Consider the following 26,035-nt stretch of genomic DNA (forward strand, 5'->3'; position numbering starts at 1 on the left):
GACGAATGTTATAGACGAGCCGAAAGGTCGTCAACACTTTTTTCAAAAAAATTTAAATTATTTAAGGGGTTAGGGGATTTGCCCGACCACGCGCCTTTGCCCTCGGCCCGGCTCGTGCGAGAATGCGCCCTCTTTATTGTTCCCTTCTCGATGGTTAATCACGCGTCTATGACTGCACACCTTATAGATGGCAAGGCGATCGCCGCCAACCTGCGCAAGCAGATCGCCCAACGTGTCGCCGAGCGCCGCCAGCAAGGCCTGCGCACGCCAGGCCTGGCGGTGATCCTGGTCGGCACCGACCCGGCCTCCCAAGTCTACGTTTCGCACAAGCGCAAGGACTGTGAGGAAGTCGGCTTCATCTCCCAGGCGTTCGACCTGCCCAGCGACACCACGCAGCAAGCCCTGACCGAGCTGATCGACCGTCTCAACGACGACCCGGCCGTCGATGGCATCCTGCTGCAACTGCCGCTGCCAGCGCATCTGGACGCTTCGCTGCTGCTCGAGCGCATTCGTCCGGACAAGGACGTCGATGGTTTCCACCCCTACAACATCGGTCGCCTGGCCCAGCGCATCCCGCTGCTGCGCCCATGCACCCCGAAGGGCATCATCACCCTGCTGGAAAGCACCGGGCAAGACCTGTACGGCATGAACGCGGTGATCGTCGGCGCCTCCAACATCGTCGGTCGCCCGATGGCCATGGAACTGCTGCTGGCCGGTTGCACCGTCACCGTCTGTCACCGCTTCACCAAGGACCTGGCCGGCCACGTCGGCCGCGCCGACCTGCTGGTGGTAGCGGCCGGCAAACCGGGCCTGGTCAAGGGTGAGTGGGTCAAGGAAGGCGCCATCGTCATCGACGTGGGCATCAACCGCCAGGAAGACGGCAAGCTGGTGGGCGATGTGGTCTACGAGACCGCCCTGCCCCGCGCCGGCTGGATCACGCCGGTTCCCGGTGGCGTCGGGCCCATGACCCGCGCGTGCCTGCTGGAGAACACCTTGTATGCGGCTGAAGAGCTGCACAAGTAATCATTCTCGGCACACAGCAATGAAAAACGGCACCCCAAGGGTGCCGTTTTTCATCAAGCGATAAATCTACCGACGCTATCGCGGGAGCGCAGGGCTGACCGCGTAGAGGTCAGTACGCTCGGCAACTGATCACTTGCGCGCCTCCTCCCACGACTTGAGCAGCTCGTTGTAGCTGACCGTCTCGCCCTTGGGCTTTTCGTTGGCCAGCTTCGGTTTCGGCGCACCTGGCTGGTCGAACCAGTACTGCGCATCACGCTCTGGGTTGAGCTTCGGCGCACAGGTGGCCTGGGCATTGGAACGCTGCAGCCGCTCCATCATGCGGTCCTGGTCGCGGGCCAGGCCGTCGAGGGCCTCCTGCGGGGTCTTCTCGCCACTGGCCACCTCGGCGATATGACTCCACCACAGCTGCGCCAGGCGCGGATAGTCAGGCACGTTGGTGCCGGTCGGGGTCCACTGCACCCGTGCCGGGCTGCGGTAGAACTCCACCAGCCCACCCAGCTTGGGCGCCATCTCGGTCATGGCCTGGGAGTTGATGTCCGACTCGCGAATCGGCGTCAGACCGACGATGGTCTTCTTCAGCGACACGGTTTTCGAGGTCACGAACTGCGCGTACAGCCATGCCGCGAGACGCTGCTTTTCCGGGGTGGACTTGAAGAAGGTCCAGGAACCGGTGTCCTGGTAACCCAATTTCATGCCCTCCTCCCAATACGGCCCCTTCGGCGACGGCGCCATGCGCCACTTCGGCGTGCCATCGGCGTTGACCACCGGCAGCCCGGGCTTGACCATGTCGGCGGTGAAGGCGGTGTACCAGAAGATCTGCTGGGCGATATTGCCCTGGGCCGGCACCGGGCCTGACTCGGAGAAGGTCATGCCCTGCGCTTCCTTCGGCGCATAGGCGCGCATCCAGTCCACGTACTTCTGCGTCGCGAACACCGCTGCCGGGCCGTTGGTATCGCCACCACGGGTGACGCTGGAGCCAACGGGGTGGCAGTCCTCAACGCGAATGCCCCACTCGTCCACCGGCAAGCCATTGGGCAGGCCTTTGTCGCCGCCGCCGGCCATGGAGAACCAGGCATCGGTGAAACGCCAGCCGAGCGAGGGATCTTTCTTGCCGTAGTCCATATGGCCGTAGACGCGCTTGCCATCGATCTCCTTGACGTCCTCGGTGAAGAACTTGGCAATGTCTTCATAGGCCGACCAGTTCACTGGCACGCCCAGCTCGTAGCCGTACTTTTCCTTGAACTTGGCCGTCAGGTCAGGGCGTTCGAACCAGTCGGCGCGGAACCAGTAAAGGTTGGCGAACTGCTGGTCAGGCAACTGGTAGACCTTGCCGTCTGGCGCGGTGGTGAAGGAAATGCCGATAAAGTCTTTCAGGTCGAGCGTAGGCGAGGTGTAGTCCTTGCCTTCGTTGGCCATCAGGTCAGTGATCGACTGCACCTTGCCATAGCGAAAGTGCGTGCCGATCAGGTCGGAATCGTTGACCCAGCCGTCGTAGATGTTCTTGTCCGACTGCATCTGCGTCTGCAGCTTCTCCACCACATCGCCTTCCTGCAACAGATCGTGGGTGAGCTGGATGCCGGTGATCTCGCTGAATGCCTTGGCCAGGACCTTGGATTCATACTCATGGGTGGTGAGGGTTTCCGACACCACGTTGATCTTCATCCCACGAAACGGCTCGGCGGCCTTGATGAACCACTTGAGTTCCGCCATCTGCTGCTCGGCACTCAAGGTGGAGGGCTTGAACTCGCTGCCGATCCATTTTTTCGCCGCGTCCTCGTACTGATCGGCCCACGCCGTGCCCTGCAGGCCGCCGAGCAGCAGCGCCGCGGCCAGAGTCAAATGTCGCCGCTTGTTGTCGTTATCGAACATTGTGATCTCCCGATTGAAATGATCCGCCGCCCCGGGCTAACCCCAGCGCAGCACCACCACGAGCCAGGCCAGCGACAGCAGCGAGGCCACCCACAGCGGCCAGTCGCTGGCGCCGATCACCGCAAGGTGCAGGTAGGCACTGGCCAGCAGGCCGATGAACAACCGATCGCCACGGCTGGTGACGAGCGGCAGGAAACCGCGCCGCTCCACGCAGGGGCGACGCAGCTCGAACACTGTCATGCACGACAGCAGCACACCGACGGCGACAAAGAACAGCGCCGTGGGCAAGGTCCAGGCCATCCACTCCATCGTTGCGCCCTCCTATACCCGACCCAGGGCAAAGCCCTTGGCCACATGGTTGCGGACAAACCAGATCACCAGCATGCCAGGCAGGATGGTCAGCACCCCGGCCGCAGCCAACACCCCCCAGTCGATACCCGAGGCCGACACGGTACGGGTCATCACCGCCGCGATCGGCTTGGCGCTCACCGATGTCAGGGTGCGCGCCAGCAGCAGCTCGACCCACGAGAACATGAAGCAGAAGAAGGCCGTCACGCCGATCCCGGAGCCAATCAGCGGTATGAAGATCTTCACGAAGAAGCGCGGGAAGCTGTAACCATCGATGTAGGCGGTTTCATCGATCTCTTTCGGCACCCCCGACATGAAACCCTCCAGGATCCATACCGCCAGTGGCACGTTGAACAAGCAGTGGGCCAGGGCCACGGCAATGTGGGTGTCGAACAGGCCGATGGATGAATACAGCTGGAAGAACGGCAGCAGGAACACCGCCGGTGGCGCCATGCGGTTGGTCAGCAGCCAGAAGAACAGGTGGCGATCACCGAGAAAGCGATAGCGCGAGAAGGCATACGCGGCCGGCAAGGCCACCGCCAGTGAGATCACCGTATTCAGGCACACGTAGTACAGCGAGTTGAGGTAGCCGCTGTACCAGCTCGGGTCGGTGAAAATGACCCGATAGTTGTCAAAGGTGAACGCCTGCGGCCACAGGGTCAGCCCGCCCAGGATCTCGGTGTTGCTCTTGAACGACATGTTCAACAGCCAGTAGATCGGCACCAGCAGGAAGAAGAAGTACAGCAGCAGCGGCACCGCTTTGCGCAAGGTCATGGCCTAATCCTTGTCGGCGTGGGTCATGGCGGTATAGAACAGCCACGACACCAGCAGGATGATCAGGAAGTACACCAGCGAGAACGCCGCCGCCGGCCCCAGGTCGAACTGCCCTACCGCCATGCGCGTGAGGGTCTGGCTGAGGAACGTGGTGGCGTTGCCCGGCCCGCCACCGGTGAGCACGAAAGGCTCGGTATAGATCATGAAGCTGTCCATGAAGCGCAGCATCACCGCGATCAGCAGCACGCTCTTGAGCTTCGGCAGCTGGATATGGCGAAACACCGCCCAACCCGAGGCGCGGTCGATACGTGCAGCCTGGTAATACACATCGGGAATGGCGCGCAACCCCGAGTAGCACAGCAGTGCCACCAGCGAGGTCCAGTGCCAGACATCCATCACCAGCACGGTGACCCAGGCATCCAGCGGATCGCCCGCATAGTTGTAGCTGACCCCAAGCTTGGCCAGGGTGGCCCCGAGCAGGCCGATGTCGGCGCGGCCGAAGATCTGCCAGATGGTGCCGACCACGTTCCACGGGATCAGCAGCGGAATGGCCATGATGATCAGGCACACCGAGGCCATGCGCCCCTTGGTCGGCATGGTCAGGGCAATGGCGATGCCCAGCGGGATCTCGATCAGCAGCACGCAGCCCGAATAGATGAACTGACGCAGCAGCGCATCGTGCAACGCGGGGTCACGCAACACCTGGCGATACCAGTCGGCGCCAACGAAGTAGCGGTTGGAGGCGTCGAAGATGTCCTGCACCGAGTAATTGACCACCGTCATCATCGGCACCACGGCGCTGAAGGCCACCAGCAGGAACACCGGCAGCACCAGCCACCAGGCCTTGTTGTTCGGCACCTTGTTCATGGCGTGGCCTCCAGCAGCAGGTCATCGACATAGAGCATCAGCCATTGCGCTGGCAGGCTGACCCACGCGCGCCCTTCTGGCAGGGGACGGTCCTCACCCATGCGAGCCTTTAGGGTGACGCCAGCCAGCTCCAGGGTGAGGATGCGGTAGGTGCCCAGGTCTTCTATATCCAGGACCTGAGCCTCGAAGGCATCATCGATCGGACGGTCCCAGACCTGCACGAACTCCGGGCGAATCCCTACCTGCAAGCGCTCGCGCGGTTGCTCGGCGAGGCGCTCGCGCAGGCCATCCGGCAATGGCAGGTGCAGACCGCCGAAACTCACGCCATCGGCTTCGGCACGCACTTCGATCAGATTCATCCCGGGGCTGCCAATGAAGTAGCCCACGAAGGTATGGCGCGGGCGCTCGAACAATTCGCGCGGGGTGCCGAACTGGACAATGCGCCCACCGTGCATCACCGCGATCTTGTCAGCGAAGGTCGATGCCTCCAGTTGATCGTGGGTGACATAGATCATGGTGATGTTGAACTGCTCGTGAATCTGCTTGAGCTTGCGCCGCAGCTTCCACTTCAAGTGCGGGTCGATCACCGTCAGCGGCTCGTCGAAAAGGATCGCCGACACATCGTCGCGCACCAGGCCGCGGCCCATAGAAACCTTCTGCTTTTCGTCGGCGCTCAGGTTGCGCGCCTTTTTCTTCAGCACCGCCCCCAGGTCGAGCACCTCGGCGATCTCTTCGACGCGCGCCCTCACCCGCTGCTCATCCAGGCCCTGGTTACGCAGGGGGAAGGCCAGGTTGTCGAATACGCTCATGGTGTCGTACACCACCGGGAACTGGAACACCTGGGCAATGTTGCGCTGCTGCGGCGACAGCGCATTGACCGGCTGACCGTCGAACTGCACCTCGCCCTGGGACGGACTGAGCAGGCCGGAAATGATGTTGAGCAAGGTCGACTTGCCGCAGCCGGAAGGCCCGAGCAAGGCGTAGGCTCCGCCCTGCTCCCAGACATGCTCGAGCTCGTGCAAGGCATAGTCGGCAGCGCTGGAGGGCTGCCGGCTGTAGCTGTGGGCCAGTCGATGCAAGCGGATCTCGGCCATCAGCGGCGCCTCCCCTGACGCAGGCCGGGGGCCTGTACCAGTTGACCGGTGCTGTCGAAGACGAACAGCTTGTGGGTGGGGATGAAAACCGGGACCTGGGTGTCCACCTGATATTCGTGCACCCCCGGCAGGTGCAGGATCATCCGCCAGTGCTCGTTGCGCACATGCAGGAAGGTCTCCGAACCGCTGATTTCAGCCAGCTCGACCAGCACGGTCAGCTCGAGGTCGTCGTCATGGGAGGGCACCAGGGTGATGTGACTGGGGCGCACACCGAAGCGGTAGTCGCCATCGGCCAGGGCGCGCAGATCGTCGGTACGGGCGAAGTGCACGGCGCCGGCCAGGCTCACCTCGTTGCCCGCGACCCGCCCGCTGACCAGATTGATCGGCGGCTCCGAGAACAGCTCGGCAGCCAGCACGTTGCAAGGCTTGTGGTAGACCTCGGCGGTCGGGCCGCTCTGCAGCAGCCGCCCTTCGTGGAGGATGGTGGTGGTGCCACCCAGGGCCAAGGCTTCGTTCGGCTCGGTGGTGGCGTACACGGCGATGCAGTTGCGTTCGGCGAACAGCGCGCGCAGCTCCTGGCGCAGCCCTTCACGCAGCTTGTAGTCGAGGTTGACCAGCGGCTCGTCGAAGAGGATCAGCGAAGCGTCCTTGACCAGCGCGCGAGCCATTGCCGTGCGCTGCTGCTGGCCACCGGAGAGCTCCAGCGGCAAGCGCTGCAGGTAGGCTTCGATACGCAACATCTCGGCGGTCTGGCGCACCCGCTGGCGAATCTGCGCCTCTGGCAGGCGCGCCTGGCGCAGCGGTGAGGCGATGTTCTCGAACACGCTGAGGGTGGGGTAATTGATGAACTGCTGATAGACCATCGACACATTGCGTTCACGCACCGGGCGCCCGGTAACGTCCTCGCCGTCCATCAGCACCCGCCCGCTGTCCGGCCGATCCAGGCCGGCCATCAGGCGCATCAGGCTGGTCTTGCCAGACAAGGTACGGCCAAGCAACACATTGAACGAGCCCGGCTCGAAACGCAGACTGGCCTCGGCGATCCAGGCCTGGTTATCGACGTGGCGGCTGACCTGCTCCAGCACCAGGGTCATGGCGTAGCCTTCTTGTGATTGTTGTCCGCCGAACGGAGCCAGAACCGTGCCAGAAACCGCCGAACGCTCTGGCACCGGCTCCACGCAGCAGCGCCCTGTTCGCCTGCGAACACAAATGAACAGTTTCACTGGACAGTTGAACAACCACGGCATTGACAATGAACAGTTGTGAACGACACTCAAGGGCGGTCGTCGACAACAACAATCACACAGGGACAGGCCCATGGCCGCTGATACCCCGACCCACGCCCACCTGATCCAGGCCTCCTGGGCCCGCTGCCGCGAATACGGCCTGCAACCGCACAGCGCGCCGGATTTCGACTGCCTGACCGGCGCGCAACTGAGCGAACTGCTCGAGCACCGCCAGGCCCTGCTGCAACTGACCCGCGACGCCGTGCTGCCGCAGTACACGCACCTGCTGGGCAATTCCAGCTATCTGGTGATGCTCGCCGACGCCGGAGGCTGCCTGCTCGACGCCTGGGGCACGCGGCGCTTCGTCGAACCGCGCCAGCAGCATGGTTTCACACCGGGTGCACACTGGCAGGAGCGCGGCGTCGGCACCAACGCGCTGGGCACGGCATTGGCCTGCGGTGAGGCCATCCATGTCGGCCAGGACGAACATTTCCTGCGCCAGAACCGCTACATGGCCAGTGCCGCCGCGCCCCTGTTCGATGCCGAGCGCCGCCTGGTGGGTGTACTGGATGTCTCAAGCGATGGCTACCTGCCCGTCGCCCAGACCCTCGGCCTGGTGCGCATGATGGGCCAGAGCCTGGAGAACCGCCTGATCCTCGCCGCCCACGGCGACCGGCACGGGCAACTGGTGTTCAATACCGCACCCGACAACCTCGACAGCCCCTGGGCCGGCCTGCTGCTGTTCGACGAACGTGGCCGGGTGCTGGCAGCCAATCATCGCGCAGACAGCCTGCTGGGCCAGGATCCGCGGCAATGCACGCTCGAACAGCTGTTCCAGACCTCGCTCAAACAGATCCTCGCCCACCCGCAGGAGAGCGCCTTCGCCCTGCAAGTCGCCGGTCGACACCGTTTCCACTGCCAGTGGCGCGCACCGCATCAACCCATGCGCAGCACACCGCCCAGCAGCGACCCGCGCGTGAGCAAGGCGCTGGCCCAGGCCGGCCTGCTGCTGGAGAAGGATATTCCGGTGCTGATCCAGGGCGAGACGGGCGTTGGCAAGGAGGTCTTCGTCAATACCCTGCATCAGGCCAGCAGCCGCGTCGGCCAGCCGTTGATCGCGGTGAACTGCGCAGCGATCCCGGCAGAACTGGTGGAGTCGGAGCTGTTCGGCTACGAGAAAGGCGCCTTCACCGGTGCCCACCACAAAGGCAACACCGGGCTGATCCGCAAGGCTGACGGCGGCATCCTGTTTCTCGACGAAATTGGCGACATGCCCCTTCCAACCCAGGCCCGACTGCTGCGTGTGCTGCAGTCGCGCTGCATCCAGCCGCTGGGCAGTGGTGAGCCGGTGGCGGTGGACATTCGCGTGGTCTCGGCGAGCAACCTCGACCTGGCTGCCGAAGTCCGCGCCGGGCGATTTCGCCAGGACCTCTACTACCGCATCGCCGGGCTGGCACTGGTACTGCCCCCGTTGCGCGAGCGCAGCGATCGGCGGGCGCTGATCGAGCAGGTGCATGCACGTTACCGCGAACCCGGACAGGTACAACGCTTGTCGCCACGGATGCTGGCGCTGTTCGAGCAGCACCCCTGGCCGGGAAACCTGCGCGAGCTGGTGACCGTGATGCAGGTTGCCCTGGCGTTGGCGGGGCCTGATGCCATCAGCGAAGAGCACCTGCCAGCGGCGTTCCTGGTGGAAGCTTCGGCCCCCCTGCCTGCACCCGAACGGGCCGACACCGGGCAAGACCTCGATACGCTGCTGCGCGAAGCCAACGGTAATCTTTCCTCAGTGGCGCGGGCGCTGGGGATCAGCCGTACGACACTGTACAAGCGGCTGCGCTCGACAGCCGCAGGCTGAGCCAGGGCAGCGCAGCCGATTCCGCTGCAACGCCCACCATTTCAGCTGGAGCCGCTGCCCGTCACCTGCCGTTCAGCAGGCTTTTCCTACTTCCGCACCGGAAAATGGACACACAGCCACCTGTGGATGCGTGCCCAATGCAAACAACAAATACCGTCCTCATGATTCGCCCGGCGCGGTTCGCCTTCAACCCCGACACCGCCCTGACCAACCGCTTCCAGAGCGCACCGCTGGACCCTGACGCCGCCAGCAGCAAAGCCCTCGAGGAGTTCGACGGCTATGTGCAGACCCTGCGCCAACACGGCGTCGAGGTGTTGGTGGTGCAGGACACGCCCGAACCGCACACACCCGATTCGATCTTCCCCAACAACTGGTGGAGCAGCCATGCCGATGGCAGCCTGGTGCTCTACCCGATGGAAGGTCACAACCGTCGCCTGGAGCGCGAAAAGGGTGTGCTTCAGGTGATCGAGGAACGCTTCGCCATCGAACGCACCATCGACCTGAGCCCACTGGAACAGCAGAATCTGTTCCTCGAAGGCACTGGCAGCATGGTTCTGGATCGCGAGCACCGTATCAGCTACGCCTGCCATTCCGGCCGCACCCACGAACAGGCGCTGCGCCAGTTCGCCGAACGCCTCGGCTACCGCCTGTGCCTGTTCCACGCCCTCGATCGCCAGCAGGCACCGATCTACCACAGCAACGTGATGATGAACGTCGGCCGCACCTTGGCCGTGGCCTGTCTTGACGCCCTGCCCCACGCCGACGAACGCCGCACCCTCGAACGTTCCCTGCGCGACACCGGCAAGGAGGTGCTGGCACTGGGTTTCGACCAGCTGGAGGGCTTCGCCGGCAACATGCTCGAAGTGCACGACCGCAGCGGTCGCTCGCTGCTGGTGATGTCGCGCAACGCCTGGCGCTCGCTGGACGCTGGCCAACGCCGCCAGGTCGAGCGCCACAGTCATCCGCTGGTGGTCGATATCGACCACATCGAACGCATTGGCGGGGGCAGCGCACGCTGCATGCTCGCCGAAGTCCACCTTCCCTCGCGCCACTGCGCCCCAAAGGAGCACTCCATGACTCGCTATATCGACGTGCAAGACCTCGCCCGCCTGGTCAACCGCAAGGGCCTGCCCACCTGCCTGGCCGAGATGGCCGAATACATTCGTGACGACTACCTGCGCTGGCACGACTTCGAAAAGTGCCCGCGCCTGGCCAACCACTCGCCCGATGGCGTGATCGAACTGATGCCGGTGTCCGACGCCAGCCTGTACGCCTTCAAGTACGTCAACGGCCACCCGAAGAACACCCACAACGGGCTGCTCACCGTAATGGCGTTCGGTGCGCTGGGCGATGTCGACACCGGCGCCCCGGTGCTGCTCAGCGAAATGACCCTGACCACCGCTATTCGCACCGCCGCCACCTCGGCCCTGGCCGCAGGCTACCTGGCACGCAAGGGCAGCCGAAGCATGGCGCTGATCGGCAACGGTTCGCAAAGCGAGTTCCAGGCCATCGCCTTCCACACCCTGCTGGGCATCGAAGAGATCCGCCTGTTCGACATCGACCGCGCCGCCTCGCAGAAACTCGCGGCCAACCTGGCCGGCTACCCCAAGCTCAAGCTGATCATCGCAGCATCCGTGGCCGATGCGGTACGCGGTGCCGACATCGTCACCACGGTCACTGCCGACAAGGCCTATGCCACCATTCTCACCCCCGAAATGATCGAGCCGGGCATGCACCTCAACGCCGTGGGCGGCGACTGCCCGGGCAAGACCGAACTGCACCGCGAGATCGTCGAGCGCGCACGGGTGATCGTCGAGTACGAACCGCAGAGCCGCATCGAGGGTGAAATCCAGCAGATGCCGGCGGATTCGCCGACCACAGAATTCTGGCAGGTGGTCGAAGGGATCGCTGCCGGTCGCGAGAACGCCGCGCAGGTGACCCTGTTCGATTCGGTGGGCTTTGCCCTGGAGGACTACTCGGCGCTGCGCTATGTGCTGGATGTGGCCAAGGCGCTGGATATCGGCCACGACATTGCCCTGGTGCCCGAGCTCGAGAACCCGAAGGACCTGTTCGCCCTGCTGCAACCAAAAGCCGCGGCGCGCAAGGCCAGCGCAGCATAAAAAAGCGGGGGCTGTAGTGCACAGCCCCCGCAGGCCTGGATCAGTCGCCGGCCACTGCAGCCTGGACGGCACGGGCGAAGCGGTCGGCCACTTCGTCGATCTGCTCGGCGCTGATGATCAGCGGCGGCAGGAAACGCACTACCGCGCCATGCCGGCCGCCCAGTTCGAGAATCAGGCCGCGCTTGAGGCACTCGCGCTGAACCTTCGGTGCCAGGCTGCGTGAGGCCGCCGGGTGGCCGAGGGCATTCAGCGCACCATCCGGATCGATCAACTCGACCCCCAGCATCAAGCCTCGGCCGCGAATATCGCCCAGGTGCGGGTAGTCACGCTGCAGGTGCTGCAGATGGCCGCGCAGGCGCTGGCCCATGGCGGCGGCGTGTTCGTCCAGGCGATGCTCCACCAGGTAATTGATCACCGCCGACCCTGCGGCCATGGCCATCTGGTTGCCACGGAAGGTCCCGGCGTGAGCCCCAGGCGCCCAGGTGTCGAGCCAGTCACGGTAGACCACTACCGCCAGCGGCAGGCTGCCGCCAATGGCTTTGGACAGGGTCACCACGTCCGGCACGATGCCCGCGTGCTCGAAGGCGAACATACGCCCGGTGCGGGCGAAGCCGCTCTGGATCTCGTCGACGATCAGCGCCACCCCAGCCTGCTCGGTGATACGGCGCACACCGCGCAGCCACTCGATATCGGCCGGACTCACACCGCCCTCGCCCTGCACCACCTCAAGAATCACCGCCGCCGGCAGCTGTACCCCGGCCTCCGGGTCGAGCAGCAGGTTTTCCAGGTAATGCAGGTTGGCACGCACCCCCGCCTCGCCGCCCAAACCGAACGGGCAGCGGTAGTCATAGGGATAGGGCATGAACTGCACGCCGCTGTTGAGCAGTGCACCCAAGGGCTTTTTCGGCCCCAGGCTGCCCATCAGGCTCAGGGCGCCCTGGGTCATCCCGTGGTACGCCCCCTGGAAAGCCAGCACCGTGCTGCGCCCGGTGGCGGTACGCACCAGCTTCAACGCAGCTTCCACCGCATCGGTGCCCGTCGGCCCGCAGAACTGGATCTTCGCCTCGCGACGCAATGCCTCGGGCAGTACCGCAAACAGGTCCTGAACGAATCGATCCTTGACCGGCGTGGTCAGGTCGAGGGTGTGCAGCGGCAGCTCATCGGCCAGCACGCGCTGGATCGCTTCGACCACAACCGGGTGATTGTGCCCCAGCGCCAGGGTACCGGCACCGGCCAGGCAGTCGATGAACTGACGGCCTTCGACGTCCTCGACATGGATGCCCCGGGCGCGCTTGAGCGCCAGCGGAATGCGACGTGGGTAGCTGCGGGCGTTGGATTCCTGTTGCTGCTGGCGCAGCAGCAAGGCTGAATCCTCGAACTGGTACAGAGATTCCGGCGCAACAGCCGGCAGTGCCTGGGCAAGGCTGGAAGCGGTAGACATCGGCGAACCCTCGCAAGCAAGTAGGAATGCCCGCCACGTCCCTGTAACCGGATGTGTGTCGGGAAGTCATCGCTTGGGAGACGCTTGAGTAGGGTGTGGATTTAGCACATTTTGGGGCCAAGGTGGCTTTTCACAGACGCACCCGCGAAAAGCCACATGCACCGATGATCAGGCCCGAGCCTCCCGCGCAGGCACCTGCAGCCAGACCCGCAGCCCGTCACTGCGACTGTCGAAACGCAAGCTGCCCGCGCAGCGCTGGACGATCGCCTGGACAATCGCCAATCCCAGCCCACTGCCGACACTCTTGCTGTTGCGCCAGAAACGCTCGGTCAGGTGCTTGAGGTCCTCGTCGGGAATGCCCGGGCCATGATCGCGAACCAGGAAGCCCACCTGCCCATCGGCCATCTGCACTTCCAGCTCCACCGCCTCATTGCCACCATGGCGCAGGGCGTTGTCCAACAGGTTGCGCAGCGCCGCCACCGCCAAGGGCGCGGGCATGCCCAGGTAGATGCGGGTGGCCTCTTCGGGCAGGCGCAGGACGATCCGCCGGTTGTCGCCGCCACCAGCGTCCTGCACAGCTTGGCGCGCGACTTGCTCGGCACTGCACAGCACGCCATCTTCGAACGACAGGCTACCCTCGACCCGGGCCAGCATCAGCAGTTGCTCCAAGGTCCGGTGCATGCGGTCGGCACCCTGCTCGGCGTGCTCCAGGGCCTGCTCGCGCACGCTTCCATCGGTCATGCGCGCCACTTGCAGGTGGGTCTTGATGGCGGTCAGAGGGCTGCGCAGTTCGTGCGCGGCATCATCGGTCAGGCGTCGCTCGCGCTCGAGGGTCTGGGCGATCCGCAGGAACAGCTGGTTCTGGGTTTCCAGCAATGGCTGCAGCTCGCTGGGCATGCCCGCCACCTGCAAGGGTTCGACGCTGTCTGCGCGGCGCTTGCGCAGGGCATCGCGCATGCGGTTGAGCGGCTCCAGCCCCTTGCCCAGACCAATCCACAGCAGCCCCAGGCTGCCGAGCAAGGCCATCAGCACCGGTGCCGAAGCGGCCAGCAGGATCGACTGGTTGAGCGCCTCGCGTTCCTGATGGCGATCGGCCGTGGTGATCCGCACATCGCCGTGGTTGTAGGTGAAGGTGCGCCATGAACTGCCATCGATCGTCTGGTCACGGAAGCCGCTGCGCTGATCGTCCATGCTGCCATCGTGCTTGTGGTTGCTGGCCAGGATCTCGCCGCGCAGGGAACTGACCTGGCAGGCCATGCCGTCCGGCACACTGAACTGGTCGGCCGCAAAGTGCGCGTCCCGGCCCTTGGCCCCCAGCGGCTGCGGCAACTGGTCGACCAGGCCCGCCACCATCCGTGCCGAAGCCACCAGGCGCTGGTCGAGGGAGAACATCATCTGCTGGCGCAGGTCGCGCAACATCCAGGCCGCGGCCAGGATCCAGATCAGGATGAAGGCACTGCCCAGGATCAGCGACAGACGAACCCGCAGGCTCATGGCGCGGTCTCCTGCGGGGCCTGCGCTGCACCCAGGCGATAGCCCAGCCCGCGTACGGTCTCGACGATACTGTTTCCCAGCTTGCGCCGCAGGTGGTGGATGTGAACGTTCAGGGCATTGCTCTCGACTTCATCGCTGAAGCCATAGACGCAATCCTTGAGCTGTTCGCTGGACAGCACGCGCCCGGGATTCTGCAGCAAGGCCTGAAGCAAGGCCTGTTCGCGTCGGGACAGATCGACCGCACGACCGGCCAGGGTCGCCTCGCAACTGCTGGGGTTATAGACCAAGGGGCCGTGCTCGATGACATTCACGGCGCGCCCGGCCACGCGGCGCAGGAGCGTGTGCAGGCGCGCCGCCAGCTCGCGCAGGTCGAAAGGTTTGAGCAGGTAGTCGTCGGCGCCGGCCTGCAGGCCATCGACCCGGTCGGTGACCGCATCACGGGCCGTGAGCACCAGCACTGGCAGCACCTCGCCCTGCTGGCGCAGGCGCCGCAACAGCTTGAGGCCGTCTTCGTCGGGCAACCCCAGGTCGAGGATCATCACGTCGAACTGGGCCGCCTGGAGCAGTGCACGTGCCGCCGAGGCGCTGGCGACCCGATCGACGGTCAGGCCCTGGGCCGTGAGGCCGGCGCAGATGCCGCTGGCGATCAGGTCGTCGTCCTCGCAGAGCAGTACGTGCATGGGAAATCTCCGGGTAGGTGGATGCGCAGTGCAACAAAACGGGATTAAGCGCCGATTATGAACCTCACCCCGCGTTTCGTCGCCTGCGCCAGCCGGCGATTACTCCAGTACCTCGACCGGCATGCCGACTTCAAGTCGCCCGCAGCCATCGACCGCCAGGTTCTGCCCGAACAGTACGTCCCCTTCCCGCTCACGAAAGGTTTTGAGGGTGGTCAACGGCTCCCGGTCGCTACTGCGCTCACCTGTCTGTGGGTCGAGGGTGGTGAGGATGCAGCGCACACTGGGCTTGAGCACCCGCAGGGTCAGGTCGCCGATACGGATACGCTTCCAGCCGTCTTCGGCAAACGCCTCGGCGCCCTCGACCACCAGGTTGGGACGAAAACGCAGCATCTGCATCGGCCGGCCGATGCGCCGGTTGAGTTCATCGAGCGAGCCCTGGCCGATCAGTAATAAAGGAAAGCCGTCGGGGAAGGCCGCACGGTCACTGTTGAGCCCATAGCCGCTGGGCAGGTAGCGTGCTCGCTGCTGCGGACAGTGCACCAGACGTACCGCCTTGCCGAGCATCTGACTGAGCCACGCGGCGGCCTCGTCGCCGGCATCGGGCACGCGCAAGGTGTCGCGCCAGAGGGTCACCCCGCGCAGGTCGTCGTCGGCACCCGGCACCTTGACCGTCAGCGGCGCCTGCCCAGGGGTTTGCAGCAGCAGGCTTTCTTCATCGCCACCGGTGGCCGTGAGCCGTCCCAATTGTGGCCAGGCACGCTGGGTAAGGAAGCGCCCGGTGTCCTGCTCGACCACCATCCAGCGCCGGTCGCCCGACAGTCCCATGGCATCCACCGTAGACTCGCCCAGGCTCTGCGCCTGGCAAGACTTCACCGGATACCGATACAACGCACTCAGAAACATCCCCGCCCGCCTTGTGCCAGTCAAAAAGCCAAGCTTATACCCACCACGGGGCGTGTGCAGGTATCAGGCTGGCGCATGATCGAGCGACAGACGCTCGCGCACCACATCCACCAGGCGGTCCGGCTGGAACTTGGAGAGGAAGTTGTCGCAGCCGACCTTCTTCACCATCGACTCGTTGAAGCTGCCCGACAGCGACGTGTGCAGCACCACGTAAAGCCCGCGCAGACGCGGGTCATTGCGGATCTCGGTGGTCAGGCGGTAACCGTCCATCTCCGGCATTTCGGCATCGGTGAAGATCATCAGCAGTTTTTCGCAGACATCCTCTCCGGCATCGGCCCAGCCCTTGAGCATGCGCAGCGCCTTCAGGCCATCACTGGCGATGTGCAGCTTCACACCCAGTTGCGACAAGGTGTCACGCAGTTGGGCCAGGGCCACGCTGGAGTCATCCACCAGCAGCACTTCACGACCGCGGGCACGGGCGAGCACCGGGTCTTCGAGCTTGTCGCGCGACACCTTGGCGCTGTAGGGCACGATCTCGGCCAGCACCTTCTCCACGTCGATGATCTCCACCAGTTTCTCGTCGACCTTGGTGATCGCGGTCAGGTAATGCTGGCGGCCGGCACTGGTAGGCGGTGGCATGATGGCTTCCCAGTTCATGTTGACGATGCGGTCGACGCCGCCCACCAGGAACGCCTGTACCGAGCGATTGTACTCGGTGACGATGATGGTGCTGTCCGGCCCTGGCTGCAGCGGGCGCATGCCGATCGCCTGGGACAGGTCGATCACCGGCAGCGTCTGGCCGCGCAGGTTGACCACGCCACAGACGAAGGTGTGGCGCTGCGGCATCAGGGTCAGCTTGGGCAGTTGCAGTACCTCCTGCACCTTGAACACGTTGATCGCGAACAGCTGTCGCCCCGCCAGGCGGAACATGAGGATTTCCAGGCGGTTCTCGCCTACCAATTGCGTGCGTTGATCTACCGTGTCGAGAATGCCAGCCATTGCGCAACCCCCTGGCTCTGTGCCGGAAAAAGTGGATACATCCGCCCTGTATCGGCACAATCCGCCAGAGCTTGACCCCTGCAGAAAAATGCCTGAACGGCGATTGATATCACTTTACCATCATGCTTTACTGCTGCCACATCCCTCCTCATCCGCCGCGCTGCGGACGTACCACTGCCTCTGAGACCTCATCAGGGAAACCCCTAGGAGCAATCGGGAGCAACCTGATATTCGCAATATCCATTAGCCATTAATGTGACGCCATTCTCACTGCATGAACGGAGTCAGGCTCTTGTCAGCGAACATCTCGGTGTGGCCAACCCCTGCTCCAACCCCGCACGTTGGAGTTTCATGATGGAGCGGGCGCTCTCGAACACCGCGATCCTGCAGGACTTCCTGCTGGATGCGCAGGTCCTGCTGAACGAGTCCCAGGAGTGCCTGCAACACCTGGAGCTGATCAGCAATGACGCTGACGCCTGCCATTGCCTGAGCAAAGCCCTCGAGACACTCGCCCGTCGAGCAGACGCCTCGGGCGTACTCGAGATCGCCCACTACGCCTCGGCCCTGCACCGCCTACTGGCGCCTGGCTGCACCAGCCGCAACCTGCCGCAGGGCGCGCTGCCGGCACTGGCCGACTGCCTGACACTGCTGGCCTGGCAACTGGAACTGGTCGATGAACGCACCGGACACCTGAACCTGGACAGCAGCGAGCAGCACCTGCTGCTGGTCACCCTGGCGGGTGTGCTGGATCAACCACTCCCGCAGGCCTGTGCCCTGTGCGACGAAAACGAGCGCCACTGCGTACACCCCCAGTTGCTCAATATGCCCATTGAGCCCAAGCACGCCTACGGCACATCAACTCGCAAAGACTAGGGGTCTGTCTGAAATGTGCAGACACATTTCAGACAGACCCCTAGTGATGTGGCCCCGCGTAACTCGTGTGACTGGGCGGCGCCAAACACATGGCAACTTGGCAAGTTTGTACAAGTTCTGTCTAGTTCCGCAGCCTCGCCGCGTTAGTTGAGTTTGGAAGTTACTGCCTTCTCAAACGATAATGGCTTATTGCCACTTCTACAGGCATTGCACCCCACTGCCATGCCTCGGAAACACCTTGGTTTCAGGCAACTAACCAGCCGGGACCAAACCAACTCGAAGTGATACCATGCGCGCAAATGAACGAACGCCCAACGGATCTTCAGCGATTACAACAGGGCTCGTACCTGGTTGAAAGGCAGGACATTCACGATTCTTCAGAAAGATTGGCGACCTGCGCCAGCAATAATTCAGTGGCTTTCCTATCTATGCTTCCACGCTTGAAGATTTCCCTGCGTTGTCGCTCTCGCACCGCCTTGCTGCGTGCGGCAACCGCCGTGCTGTGCGTGGCATCGCTGGTCACCAACCTGGTGCTCTACAGCAGCGGGCAACCTGTATCGGCCGGTGCCCTGGCGCTGCAGTTGGCCGCCCTGCTCGGGGCCGGCTGGCACCTGCGCCGTGGCGCCCGATCGATCAACCTGCTGCCGGCGGAGCTGGCCGACCGCATGCTCAAGGTCCAGGAAAGCGAACGCCAGCACCTGAGCCGCGAGTTGCATGATGACATCGGCCAGTTGCTCACCGCCGCCAAGCTTCAGCTCGACTGGTTGCAACGTCGCGTGCCTGCACCGCTGCAGGCGCAGTGCGACACGCTGCGCAAGACCCTCGACGACACCCTGGGCAACGTGCGTGACGTCTCGGCGTTGCTCAACCCACGGCAACTGGCCAGCCTGGGCCTGGAGGCCAGCCTGCGCGCGCACCTGCTGCGTGCCCTCGAGAACAGCGAGGTGCACTGGAGCCTGGAATGCAAACAGCGCTTGGGCGGCATCTCCGAGGAAGTGACCATGGCCGCCTTTCGCATCACCCAGGAAGCGGTCACCAACGTGCTGCGCCATGCCCAGGCCCGCAACTTGCTGATCAGCCTGCAACGCACCCCCGCCGGGTTGCTGCTGACGATCCTCGATGACGGTGTGGGCTTCGTCCCGGCCAGCAAACCGGGCGAAGTCGGGCAACGTGGCATGGCCGGCATGCAAGAGCGGGCCACCGCCCTGCAGGGCAGCCTGAGCGTGACCAGCCAGCCCGGAGCGGGCACCCGAATCGAAGCGCTGTTCCCCTGGCCTGCACGCAGCCAGGAACGTGCCAGGACACCCGCCACCGATGATTAGACTGCTGTTGATCGACGACCATTCGCTGATTCGTGCGGGCGTGCGCGCACTGGTGTCCGATATTCCCGACTACACCGTGGTCGGTGAAGCCGACGACGGCCAGCACCTGCTGGAGATGGTCCAGCGCCTGAGCCCCGACATCGTCCTGCTGGACATCTCGATGCGCTCGACCAACGGCCTCGACGCTCTGACGCAATTGCGCGCAAACGGTTGCACCTGCAAGGTGCTGATCCTGTCGATGCACACCGACCCCGACCTGATCATGCGTGCCCTCGAAAGCGGCGCCCACGGCTACCTGCTCAAGGACACCACCGCCAACGAGCTGGAGCACGCTCTCGCCGCGTTGCGCAACGGCGAGCGCTACCTCAGCCCGGCCATCGCCCACACGGTGATCAACCAGGCCCTGCTGCGCGCACAGGCCAGCAAGCAGCCGAGCAGCGATCGCCACAACCTCACCGCCCGACAACTGGAAATCCTGCGCCTGATCGTGCGTGGCAAGTCCACCCGCGAGATCGCCGCAGGCTTGGGGCTGTCGATCAAGACCGTTGAAACCCACCGCTCGCAAATCATGAAACGTCTGCAGATCTACGATGTGGCGGGCCTGGTGCTGTTCGCGGTGCGCGAGAAAATCATCAGCCTGGACGACTGAACAGCGGCGAATCGGCGGGCAGGTGCACGCGCAGAGCGCCCGGCGCCGCCTCGAAACGCAGGCTGCCGGCCTGCAACGGCTCACCGTCCAGGTTGATATCCAGCCCCTCGGCCTGGCCGATCTCGACCCAGGGCAGGCGCGCACGCACGAACAGCTCCTCGCCCGTCAGCAAGTCACGCAGTGCGCCCACCATCGCCTCGGGTGCAGGTAGAATCGCGACCTCCAGCAAGCCATCATCGACCAGCGCCTCGGGGCACAGCACATGGCCGCCGCCGGCCTGGCGACCGTTGCCGATGGCCAAGGCCAGCAACTGCCCCTGCCAGTGGAAATCAGGCCCGTGCAGGGTCGCCGAAGCAGCCTGCAACTCACTGAAGCGCGACAGCCCGGTGAACAGGTACGCCGCCCCACCCAGTACCTTCTTCAAGTCTTCGGACGTATTGGCTGTCACCTGGCTGCCAAAGCCGCCGGTGGCCATGTTGAGGAACATCTGCTCACCCACCCGCCCCAGGTCGATGGGGCGGGCCGGTACGTCCAGCAAGGCCAGGGCGGCCGCCGGCTCCAAAGGCACACCGGCGGCGCGGGCAAAGTCGTTGGCAGTGCCCAGCGGCAGCAAGGCCAGGCTGGCGTCGGCCTGCAACTGAGCCATGGCCTCGGCGATATCGCGCAGGGTACCGTCGCCACCGCCGGCTACCACTTGCGTGTAACCGCCCGCCAGGGCTTCTTCGACCAAACGCCGGGCATCGCCCGCCTCCCAGGTCAGACGCACATCCAGTACCTGCCCGCGCTCGCGTCGCACGCCCACGGCGCTGCGCACCTCTTCGTTCATGGCCTGCTTGCCATGCAGGATCAACATCGCCTTGTGCCCGTGCATACGAGATTCTCCTTAGAACACGCCAACCTCAATCTCGACCACAGGCAACCGGCAATTGCTGCACGGCAACGCAAAATTCAACCCAGGCCATCACTCGACAAATAATTGGCTACGCTTAAGAGAGCCCCGCCACACAGTCATATTATTGACCCTTGTGCAGCCTCACCTGACAGGAGCGGTCATGCGTATTCTCTGGACATTGCCCTACCTGCCCTGGCCCACCACCAGCGGCAGCAAGACCCGCCAGTACCACTTGCTGCGCGAACTGGCACATCACGGCCACCGCATCACGTTGCTGGTGCAATCGAAGGTGCCGCTGTCCGATCCCGCGCGCCAAGCCCTCGAACCGCTGCTCGAACGCCTGATCGTGTTGCCACGGCGCCCCGTGCAGAGCCCGCTCAACCTGCTCGCCTCACCCATCATCGACTACCCCATGCGCGCCATCATCAATGGCTTGGCGCCCTGCCTTCGGCACCGCTTCGAGCAGTTGCTCGACGAGCCCTGGGATGTCATCCAGATCGAACACAGCTACGCCTTCCAGCCCTTCGAGAAGGCCCTGCAACGGCGCGGCCTGCCCTACCTGCTCAGCGAACACACCCTCGAGTCGGTGATGGGCGCGGCCTGCCATGATCGCCTGCCCTTGTGGTTGCGTCCGCTCAACGCGTTCGATCGCTGGCGCTACCGGCGCTGGGAGCAACGCGTGTTGCGCCAGCCCAACGAAGTCGTGGCGGTCAGCCCGCACGACGCCGAGCTGATCGGGCAGATCAGCGGGCGGACGGTGAACGTGGTGGTCAATGGCGTCGACTGCGATCACTACCAGCACGTGCAACCGGCCCTGCACAGTCAGCGCCTGTTGTTCGTGGGCAATTTCGAATACGGCGCGAACCTGGAAGCCATCGAGTGGGCACTGGAAGACATCCTGCCCCAGGTCTGGCAGAGCAATCCGGCAGTGCGCCTGGCCATCGCCGGGCACGCCCTGCCCGCGCACTGGAAGCTGCACTGGAACGACCCGCGCATCGAATGGCTTGGCTACCGCCCCGACCTTCGCGAAGTGCAACGGCGCTCGGCGCTATTCTTCGCGCCGCTGCGCTATGCCGGCGGGTCGAAGGTGAAAATTCTCGAAGCGATGGCCGCCGGGATGCCGGTGATCACCACCGGCAAGGGCGCTTCGGGCCTGGCAGTGAACAATGGCGAGCACTACCTGGGCAGTGACGACAGCAGCCAACTGGCGTTGCTGCTGACCCAGTTGCTCAACCAGCCCTGGCGCATGACCCAACTGGGGGAAGCCGGGCGACAGTTCGCCCGGCAGCGCCATGACTGGAGCGTTGCCGCCCAGCAACTGGAGAACGTGCACATGCGCCTGACCCAACTGGCACCGGCGCAGGCCGCGCCGCTCGGCGGAATGCTAGCCAAGTAGCTCGCTGAAGGGGATGAACGTCACGCTGTCGCCTGGGCTCACCGTCGTGCCCTCACGCACCTCGACCAGCCCCTCGGCCCAGGCTGCGCTGCGCAGTACACCCGAGCTCTGGTTCGAGTAGATGCGTACCTGCCCACCCTCGATCCGCGCACGCAGGTATTCGCGACGATTGCCCGGCTTGGGCCAGTCGAAACCTGCCGGCACATCGAAACGCAGCGGCGCGACCTGCTGGACGCCAAGGCGACGCAGCAAGTAGGGGCGTGTCAGCAAGGCGAAGGTAACCAAGGTGGACGCCGGATTCCCCGGCAGGCCGATCACCGGCACGCCACGGAAATGCCCGAAGGTCAGTGGCTTGCCCGGCTTGATCGCCAGCTTCCACAGCGCCAGCTCGCCAGCCTCGCGCAGGGCCATGCCCAGGTAGTCGGCCTCCCCTACCGACACACCGCCGGTAGAAAGAATCAGGTCGACGTCGCCCAGATTGGCCAGGCACTGGCGGGTCAGCGCCAGGTCATCGGCGAGGATGCCGGCATCGATGACCTCGCAGCCCATGCGCTGCAACCAGCTGACCAACAGACGACGGTTGCTGTTGTAGATCTGCCCCGGGCCCAGCGGCAGCCCCGGCTCGACCAGCTCGTCACCGGTCGACAACACCGCGACCCGCACCCGGCGCCGCACACGCAGGTGGCCGTGGCCCAGGGTGGCGGCAAGACCCAGTTCGATCGGGCCCAACAGCGTGCCGGCGTTCATCACCTGCTCGCCAGCGCGGGTTTCCTGGCCCTGGGGGCGCACATTCTGGTGCGGCGCCAAAGCTTCGACAAAGCGCACGCGGCCATCGTCGAGCACCTCGGCGTTTTCCTGCATTTCGACGCAGTCGGCACCTTCAGGCAGCGGCGCACCGGTGAAGATCCGCGCGCAGGTGCCAGGTTGCAGCGGTGCCGGAGCGTGACCGGCAAAGATGCGCTGGCTCACCGGCAGCGGTTCGCCGTGCCAGTCGGCAAGGCGCAGGGCATAGCCGTCCATGGCGCTGTTCGGCCAGGGCGGCAGGTCGACGCTGGCGAACAGGTCCTGCGCCAGTACACGGCCTTCGGCATCGGCCAGCTCGACCTCTTCGGTTTCACTGATCGGCGCCGCCTCGGCCAGCGCCAGCAGGCGCTCCAGCGCTTCTTCCACCGGCATCAACGGCCGGCTCGGCGCAGCCTCAGCCACGGCTGTCACAGGCCTGCGCCTGCTTCAGGTGCGCGACGAAATTGCACGGACGATGGCGGGCGTCGAGCTGCTCGGCGAGGATGCCGTCCCAGCCCGTGCGCACCGCATTGGTCGAGCCGGGCAGGCAGCACACCAGGGTGCCGTTGGCCAGGCCCGCAAGGGCGCGGGACTGTACGGTGGACGTGCCGATGTCCGGCACCGAGATCTGCCGGAACAGCTCGCCGAAGCCATCGACCTGCTTGTCCAGCAGGCAGGCGACGGCTTCGGGGGTGCTGTCGCGACCAGTGAAGCCGGTGCCGCCGGTGATCAGCACCACCTGTACCTGGTCGTCGGCGATCCAGGTGGCGACCTGGGCGCGGATCTTGTAAAGGTCATCCTTGAGCAGCACTCGTTCTGCAAGGCGGTGGCCTGCGGCGCTGAGGCGATCGACGAACATCTGTCCGGAGGTGTCGTTGTCGAAGGTACGGGTGTCGCTGACCGTCAGCACGGCAATGTTCAACGGCACGAAGGGGGTATCTGCCTTGGCTTTCATGAGGGTCCGTCGCAGGGGGAAAGAATGCGCCAGTTATATCACAGCGCAGCCTTGTTCTTGGTCAATGCCCGCTGATTGCCGCTATGCTCGACTATGCGAGGAACTTTGCAAGGACGCCTCGCGTCATAACGTCATCAAGCACCATCGCACTGGAGAAACACGATGATTCAACGGACAATTCCCGCCTTCATGCTCGCCCTGGGCCTGGCCACCCTCGCCGGTTGCGCTTCGCCAACCGTCATCACGTTGAACGACGGCCGCGAGATTCAGGCCGTGGACAAACCTTCCTATGACGAAGACTCCGGCTTCTACGAATTCGAACAACTCGATGGCAAGCGTACACGCATCAACAAGGATCAGATTCGCACCGTGAAAGAGCTCTGATCTGCACCTCGTTTTGAGCAAACGGCCTTTTAACAACAAGGGCTTGCGTTCAAAAATACGATGCAGTAGGATTTTCGAAATCGGAGTGTAGCGCAGCCAGGTAGCGCGTCTCGTTCGGGACGAGAAGGCCGCAGGTTCGAATCCTGTCTCTCCGACCAGATCCTTCGAAAAAGCCCGCCTAGTGCGGTCTTTTTCGTGCCTGGGTGATCGCCATTCAGGCGCTGCCTGCAGCGAATTGCAGCGCTGCCAACCTGGCATAGAGTGGGTTTTCCTCGACCAGTTGGCGATGACTGCCGACAGCAACCACCCTACCCTGGTCGATCACCGCAATGCGATCGGCATGCTGCACGGTCGCCAGCCTGTGGGCGATCACCAAAGTGGTACGCCCGGCCATCAACTGCGGCAAGGCCTGCTGGATCAGGTGCTCGCTCTGCGCGTCGAGCGCACTGGTGGCTTCATCGAGCAACAGCACCGGCGCATCCACCAACAGAGCCCGGGCAATCGCCAGGCGCTGGCGCTGACCACCCGACAGGCCAACCCCACCCTCGCCCAGCGGCGTCTGGTAGCCCTGGGGCAATTGCTGGATGAATTCGTGAGCATGGGCGCTACGCGCCGCCGCCTCGACCTGGGCAGCACTCGCCTGCGGCCTTCCGTAGCGGATATTGGCCTCGACCGTGCCGCGAAACAGCGCAGGGTTCTGCGCCACCAGGGCGAACTGGCGACGCAGGTCGTCGGGGTCTAGCGCTGCAATCGGCTGTCCATCGAGCAGAATGCTACCGGACTGTGGATCGTGAAAACGCAGCAGCAGGTCGAACAGCGTCGACTTGCCCGCCCCCGATGGCCCCACCAACGCCACGGTCTGCCCAGGTGCTATGACCAGGCTCAGGCCATCGATGGCAGCCACCGACGGGCGTGACGGATAAGCGAAGTGCACATCGCGCAACTCGATCTGCCCGCTGGCCCGAGCGCCGGGCAGTGTCGAGGGCTGCGACGGCGGTACGATCGCGCTGCTTGCCGCCAGCAACTCGGCAATACGCTCGGCGGCCCCGGCAGCCCGCTGCAACTCACCGATCACTTCGCTCAAGGTGCCCACGGCGCTGCCCACGATCAGGCTGTAGAACACGAACGCGGCCAGCTCGCCCCCGGAGATGCGCCCGGCAATCACATCCATGCCGCCGACCCAGAGCATCACGGCCACGGCGCCCAGGACCAGAACGATCACCACGGTGATCAACCACGCCCGCTGGGCAATGCGCCGGCGCGCCACATCGAAAGCCGCCTCGACGGTATCGGTGAACAACTGGCGATCATGGGCCTGGTGGTTGTAGGCCTGCACGGTCTTGATCTGCCCGAGCGTCTCGGCGACGTAGCTGCCGACGTCAGCGACCCTGTCCTGGCTCTGGCGTGACAGGCTGCGCACCCGGCGGCCGAACAGCAGGATCGGCGACAGCACCAGTGGCAGCGCCAGCACCACGATACTGGTCAACTTGGGATTGGTGACGAACAGCAACACCACCCCGCCCAGCACCATCAGCGCATTACGCAGGAACATCGACAGCGACGAGCCGATCACCGATTGCAGCAGCGTGGTATCAGCCGTCAGCCGCGACTGGATCTCCGAGCTGCGGTTATCCTCGAAGAACCCCGGATGCAGGCTGATCAAGTGATCGAACACCGCACGGCGGATGTCGGCGACGCAACGCTCGCCAATCCACGACACCAGGTAGAAGCGGCTGAAGGTTCCAACCGCCAAGGCCAGCACCAGCACCATGAACAGCGCAATCGTCTGGTTGAGCTGGTGCGCAGAACCGGTCATGAAACCCTGATCCACCAGCAGGCGAATACCCTGGCCCATGGACAGGGTGATGGCTGCCGTGACGATCAGCGCCAGCAAGGCCAGCATGGCCTGTCGGCGATAGGGACGCACGAATTGCCAGGCCAGCCCCAAGGCGCGGCGCTGGCGGGGGGAAAGCGGATCGGACATGGCGCGGACCGGTGAGCGGGAAACCTGCAGACTACCATTCATCTGCCCGAGTGGAACGTCTGCAACCGCCGCGGGGTCGCAGTTCGGTAGGGCAAGTGGCTATA

23 protein-coding genes, 1 tRNA gene and 1 pseudogene are annotated in these 26,035 nt (G+C 64.4%); 10 read left to right on the forward strand and 15 right to left on the reverse strand.

The window, feature by feature from the left end:
* The first annotated feature begins 168 nt into the window (after nucleotides 1-168).
* Nucleotides 169-1,023, forward strand: coding sequence for a bifunctional methylenetetrahydrofolate dehydrogenase/methenyltetrahydrofolate cyclohydrolase FolD (folD, locus tag VA602_RS22995; protein WP_054892394.1), 855 nt, complete (start codon nucleotides 169-171; stop codon nucleotides 1,021-1,023).
* 129 nt (nucleotides 1,024-1,152) lie between these two features.
* Here the strand turns inward: folD and VA602_RS23000 are convergent, their stop codons facing one another.
* The 6 genes from VA602_RS23000 to VA602_RS23025 are packed head-to-tail and all read right to left on the reverse strand — an operon-like array spanning nucleotide 1,153 to nucleotide 7,069.
* Nucleotides 1,153-2,892 (reverse strand): ABC transporter substrate-binding protein, encoded by a 1,740-nt coding sequence (locus tag VA602_RS23000; protein WP_323454439.1) that lies wholly within the window; start codon nucleotides 2,890-2,892, stop codon nucleotides 1,153-1,155.
* Between the two features lie 36 nt (nucleotides 2,893-2,928).
* A complete protein-coding gene (locus VA602_RS23005) occupies nucleotides 2,929-3,201 on the reverse strand; it encodes a DUF2160 domain-containing protein (RefSeq protein WP_054892396.1) in 273 nt (90 codons plus the stop codon).
* A gap of 12 nt (nucleotides 3,202-3,213) precedes the next feature.
* Nucleotides 3,214-4,014: a carbohydrate ABC transporter permease gene (locus VA602_RS23010; RefSeq protein WP_054892397.1), complete on the reverse strand. Its 801-nt coding sequence runs from the start codon at nucleotides 4,012-4,014 to the stop codon at nucleotides 3,214-3,216.
* A gap of 3 nt (nucleotides 4,015-4,017) precedes the next feature.
* The gene (locus tag VA602_RS23015) at nucleotides 4,018-4,881 is read right to left on the reverse strand and encodes a carbohydrate ABC transporter permease (protein ID WP_054892398.1); all 864 of its coding nucleotides are present in this window, start codon (nucleotides 4,879-4,881) and stop codon (nucleotides 4,018-4,020) included.
* Complete coding sequence (locus VA602_RS23020) at nucleotides 4,878-5,975, reverse strand: ABC transporter ATP-binding protein (RefSeq protein WP_323454440.1); 1,098 nt, start codon at nucleotides 5,973-5,975, stop codon at nucleotides 4,878-4,880. Before VA602_RS23020 ends, VA602_RS23015 begins: the two co-directional genes overlap by 4 nt.
* On the reverse strand, nucleotides 5,975-7,069 hold the full coding sequence (locus VA602_RS23025) for an ABC transporter ATP-binding protein (protein ID WP_054892400.1): 1,095 nt from the start codon (nucleotides 7,067-7,069) through the stop codon (nucleotides 5,975-5,977). Before VA602_RS23025 ends, VA602_RS23020 begins: the two co-directional genes overlap by 1 nt.
* 223 nt (nucleotides 7,070-7,292) lie before the next feature.
* Here VA602_RS23025 and VA602_RS23030 point away from each other — a divergent pair, with 223 nt between their 5' ends.
* From VA602_RS23030 to VA602_RS23040, 3 genes and pseudogenes are all read left to right on the forward strand, one after another.
* Nucleotides 7,293-9,056: a sigma-54-dependent Fis family transcriptional regulator gene (locus VA602_RS23030; protein WP_323454441.1), complete on the forward strand. Its 1,764-nt coding sequence runs from the start codon at nucleotides 7,293-7,295 to the stop codon at nucleotides 9,054-9,056.
* Between the two features lie 137 nt (nucleotides 9,057-9,193).
* Nucleotides 9,194-10,105 (forward strand): annotated as a pseudogene (ctlX, locus tag VA602_RS23035) (citrulline utilization hydrolase CtlX); the annotation flags it as partial.
* A 24-nt stretch (nucleotides 10,106-10,129) separates the two neighbouring features.
* A complete protein-coding gene (locus tag VA602_RS23040; protein ID WP_323454524.1) occupies nucleotides 10,130-11,176 on the forward strand; it encodes an ornithine cyclodeaminase in 1,047 nt (348 codons plus the stop codon).
* Nucleotides 11,177-11,216: 40 nt separating this feature from the next.
* Here VA602_RS23040 and VA602_RS23045 read toward each other — a convergent pair whose 3' ends face one another.
* The 5 genes from VA602_RS23045 to VA602_RS23065 all read right to left on the reverse strand — a co-directional run bounded on the left by VA602_RS23045 (nucleotide 11,217) and on the right by VA602_RS23065 (nucleotide 16,693).
* Nucleotides 11,217-12,617, reverse strand: a complete 1,401-nt coding sequence (locus VA602_RS23045) for an aspartate aminotransferase family protein (protein WP_323454442.1) — start codon at nucleotides 12,615-12,617, stop codon at nucleotides 11,217-11,219.
* A 168-nt stretch (nucleotides 12,618-12,785) separates the two neighbouring features.
* Entirely contained in the window at nucleotides 12,786-14,111 is a 1,326-nt protein-coding gene (locus tag VA602_RS23050; protein WP_323454443.1) for an ATP-binding protein, read from the reverse strand.
* Nucleotides 14,108-14,791, reverse strand: a complete 684-nt coding sequence (locus tag VA602_RS23055; protein ID WP_054892406.1) for a response regulator — start codon at nucleotides 14,789-14,791, stop codon at nucleotides 14,108-14,110. The genes VA602_RS23050 and VA602_RS23055 overlap by 4 nt, the downstream gene beginning before the upstream one ends.
* 99 nt (nucleotides 14,792-14,890) lie before the next feature.
* Nucleotides 14,891-15,694 carry an MOSC domain-containing protein gene (locus tag VA602_RS23060; RefSeq protein WP_323454444.1) on the reverse strand — a complete coding sequence of 268 codons (804 nt, stop codon included), beginning with the start codon at nucleotides 15,692-15,694 and terminating at the stop codon, nucleotides 14,891-14,893.
* A gap of 63 nt (nucleotides 15,695-15,757) precedes the next feature.
* Nucleotides 15,758-16,693 carry a chemotaxis protein CheV gene (locus VA602_RS23065; protein ID WP_054892408.1) on the reverse strand — a complete coding sequence of 312 codons (936 nt, stop codon included), beginning with the start codon at nucleotides 16,691-16,693 and terminating at the stop codon, nucleotides 15,758-15,760.
* 354 nt (nucleotides 16,694-17,047) lie between these two features.
* On the opposite strand from VA602_RS23065, the gene VA602_RS23070 reads away from it, so the two are divergent.
* From VA602_RS23070 to VA602_RS23080, 3 genes are all read left to right on the forward strand, one after another.
* Nucleotides 17,048-17,566 carry a histidine kinase gene (locus VA602_RS23070; protein ID WP_323454525.1) on the forward strand — a complete coding sequence of 173 codons (519 nt, stop codon included), beginning with the start codon at nucleotides 17,048-17,050 and terminating at the stop codon, nucleotides 17,564-17,566.
* 428 nt (nucleotides 17,567-17,994) lie between these two features.
* Complete coding sequence (locus tag VA602_RS23075; protein WP_153772939.1) at nucleotides 17,995-18,888, forward strand: sensor histidine kinase; 894 nt, start codon at nucleotides 17,995-17,997, stop codon at nucleotides 18,886-18,888.
* Entirely contained in the window at nucleotides 18,881-19,537 is a 657-nt protein-coding gene (locus VA602_RS23080) for a response regulator (RefSeq protein ID WP_054892411.1), read from the forward strand. The genes VA602_RS23075 and VA602_RS23080 overlap by 8 nt, the downstream gene beginning before the upstream one ends.
* On the opposite strand, the gene yegS is transcribed toward VA602_RS23080, so the two are convergent.
* Nucleotides 19,521-20,408: a lipid kinase YegS gene (yegS, locus tag VA602_RS23085; RefSeq protein ID WP_323454445.1), complete on the reverse strand. Its 888-nt coding sequence runs from the start codon at nucleotides 20,406-20,408 to the stop codon at nucleotides 19,521-19,523. The two genes, VA602_RS23080 and yegS, sit on opposite strands and share 17 nt — an antisense overlap.
* A 181-nt stretch (nucleotides 20,409-20,589) precedes the next feature.
* On the opposite strand from yegS, the gene VA602_RS23090 reads away from it, so the two are divergent.
* A complete protein-coding gene (locus VA602_RS23090; protein WP_153772937.1) occupies nucleotides 20,590-21,825 on the forward strand; it encodes a glycosyltransferase family 4 protein in 1,236 nt (411 codons plus the stop codon).
* On the opposite strand, the gene VA602_RS23095 is transcribed toward VA602_RS23090, so the two are convergent.
* On the reverse strand, nucleotides 21,814-23,001 hold the full coding sequence (locus tag VA602_RS23095; protein WP_323454526.1) for a molybdopterin molybdotransferase MoeA: 1,188 nt from the start codon (nucleotides 22,999-23,001) through the stop codon (nucleotides 21,814-21,816). The genes VA602_RS23090 and VA602_RS23095 overlap by 12 nt on opposite strands.
* 22 nt (nucleotides 23,002-23,023) lie before the next feature.
* Entirely contained in the window at nucleotides 23,024-23,563 is a 540-nt protein-coding gene (moaB, locus tag VA602_RS23100; RefSeq protein WP_054892415.1) for a molybdenum cofactor biosynthesis protein B, read from the reverse strand.
* A 162-nt stretch (nucleotides 23,564-23,725) separates the two neighbouring features.
* On the opposite strand from moaB, the gene VA602_RS23105 reads away from it, so the two are divergent.
* Nucleotides 23,726-23,947, forward strand: coding sequence for a YgdI/YgdR family lipoprotein (locus VA602_RS23105; protein WP_054892416.1), 222 nt, complete (start codon nucleotides 23,726-23,728; stop codon nucleotides 23,945-23,947).
* An 81-nt stretch (nucleotides 23,948-24,028) separates the two neighbouring features.
* Nucleotides 24,029-24,105 (forward strand) — tRNA-Pro (locus tag VA602_RS23110).
* Nucleotides 24,106-24,161: 56 nt separating this feature from the next.
* On the opposite strand, the gene VA602_RS23115 is transcribed toward VA602_RS23110, so the two are convergent.
* Nucleotides 24,162-25,931, reverse strand: a complete 1,770-nt coding sequence (locus tag VA602_RS23115; protein ID WP_323454446.1) for an ABC transporter transmembrane domain-containing protein — start codon at nucleotides 25,929-25,931, stop codon at nucleotides 24,162-24,164.
* Nucleotides 25,932-26,035 lie beyond the last annotated feature (104 nt).

This window comes from Pseudomonas machongensis, assembly GCF_034961125.1.
GTDB lineage: Bacteria > Pseudomonadota > Gammaproteobacteria > Pseudomonadales > Pseudomonadaceae > Aquipseudomonas > Aquipseudomonas machongensis.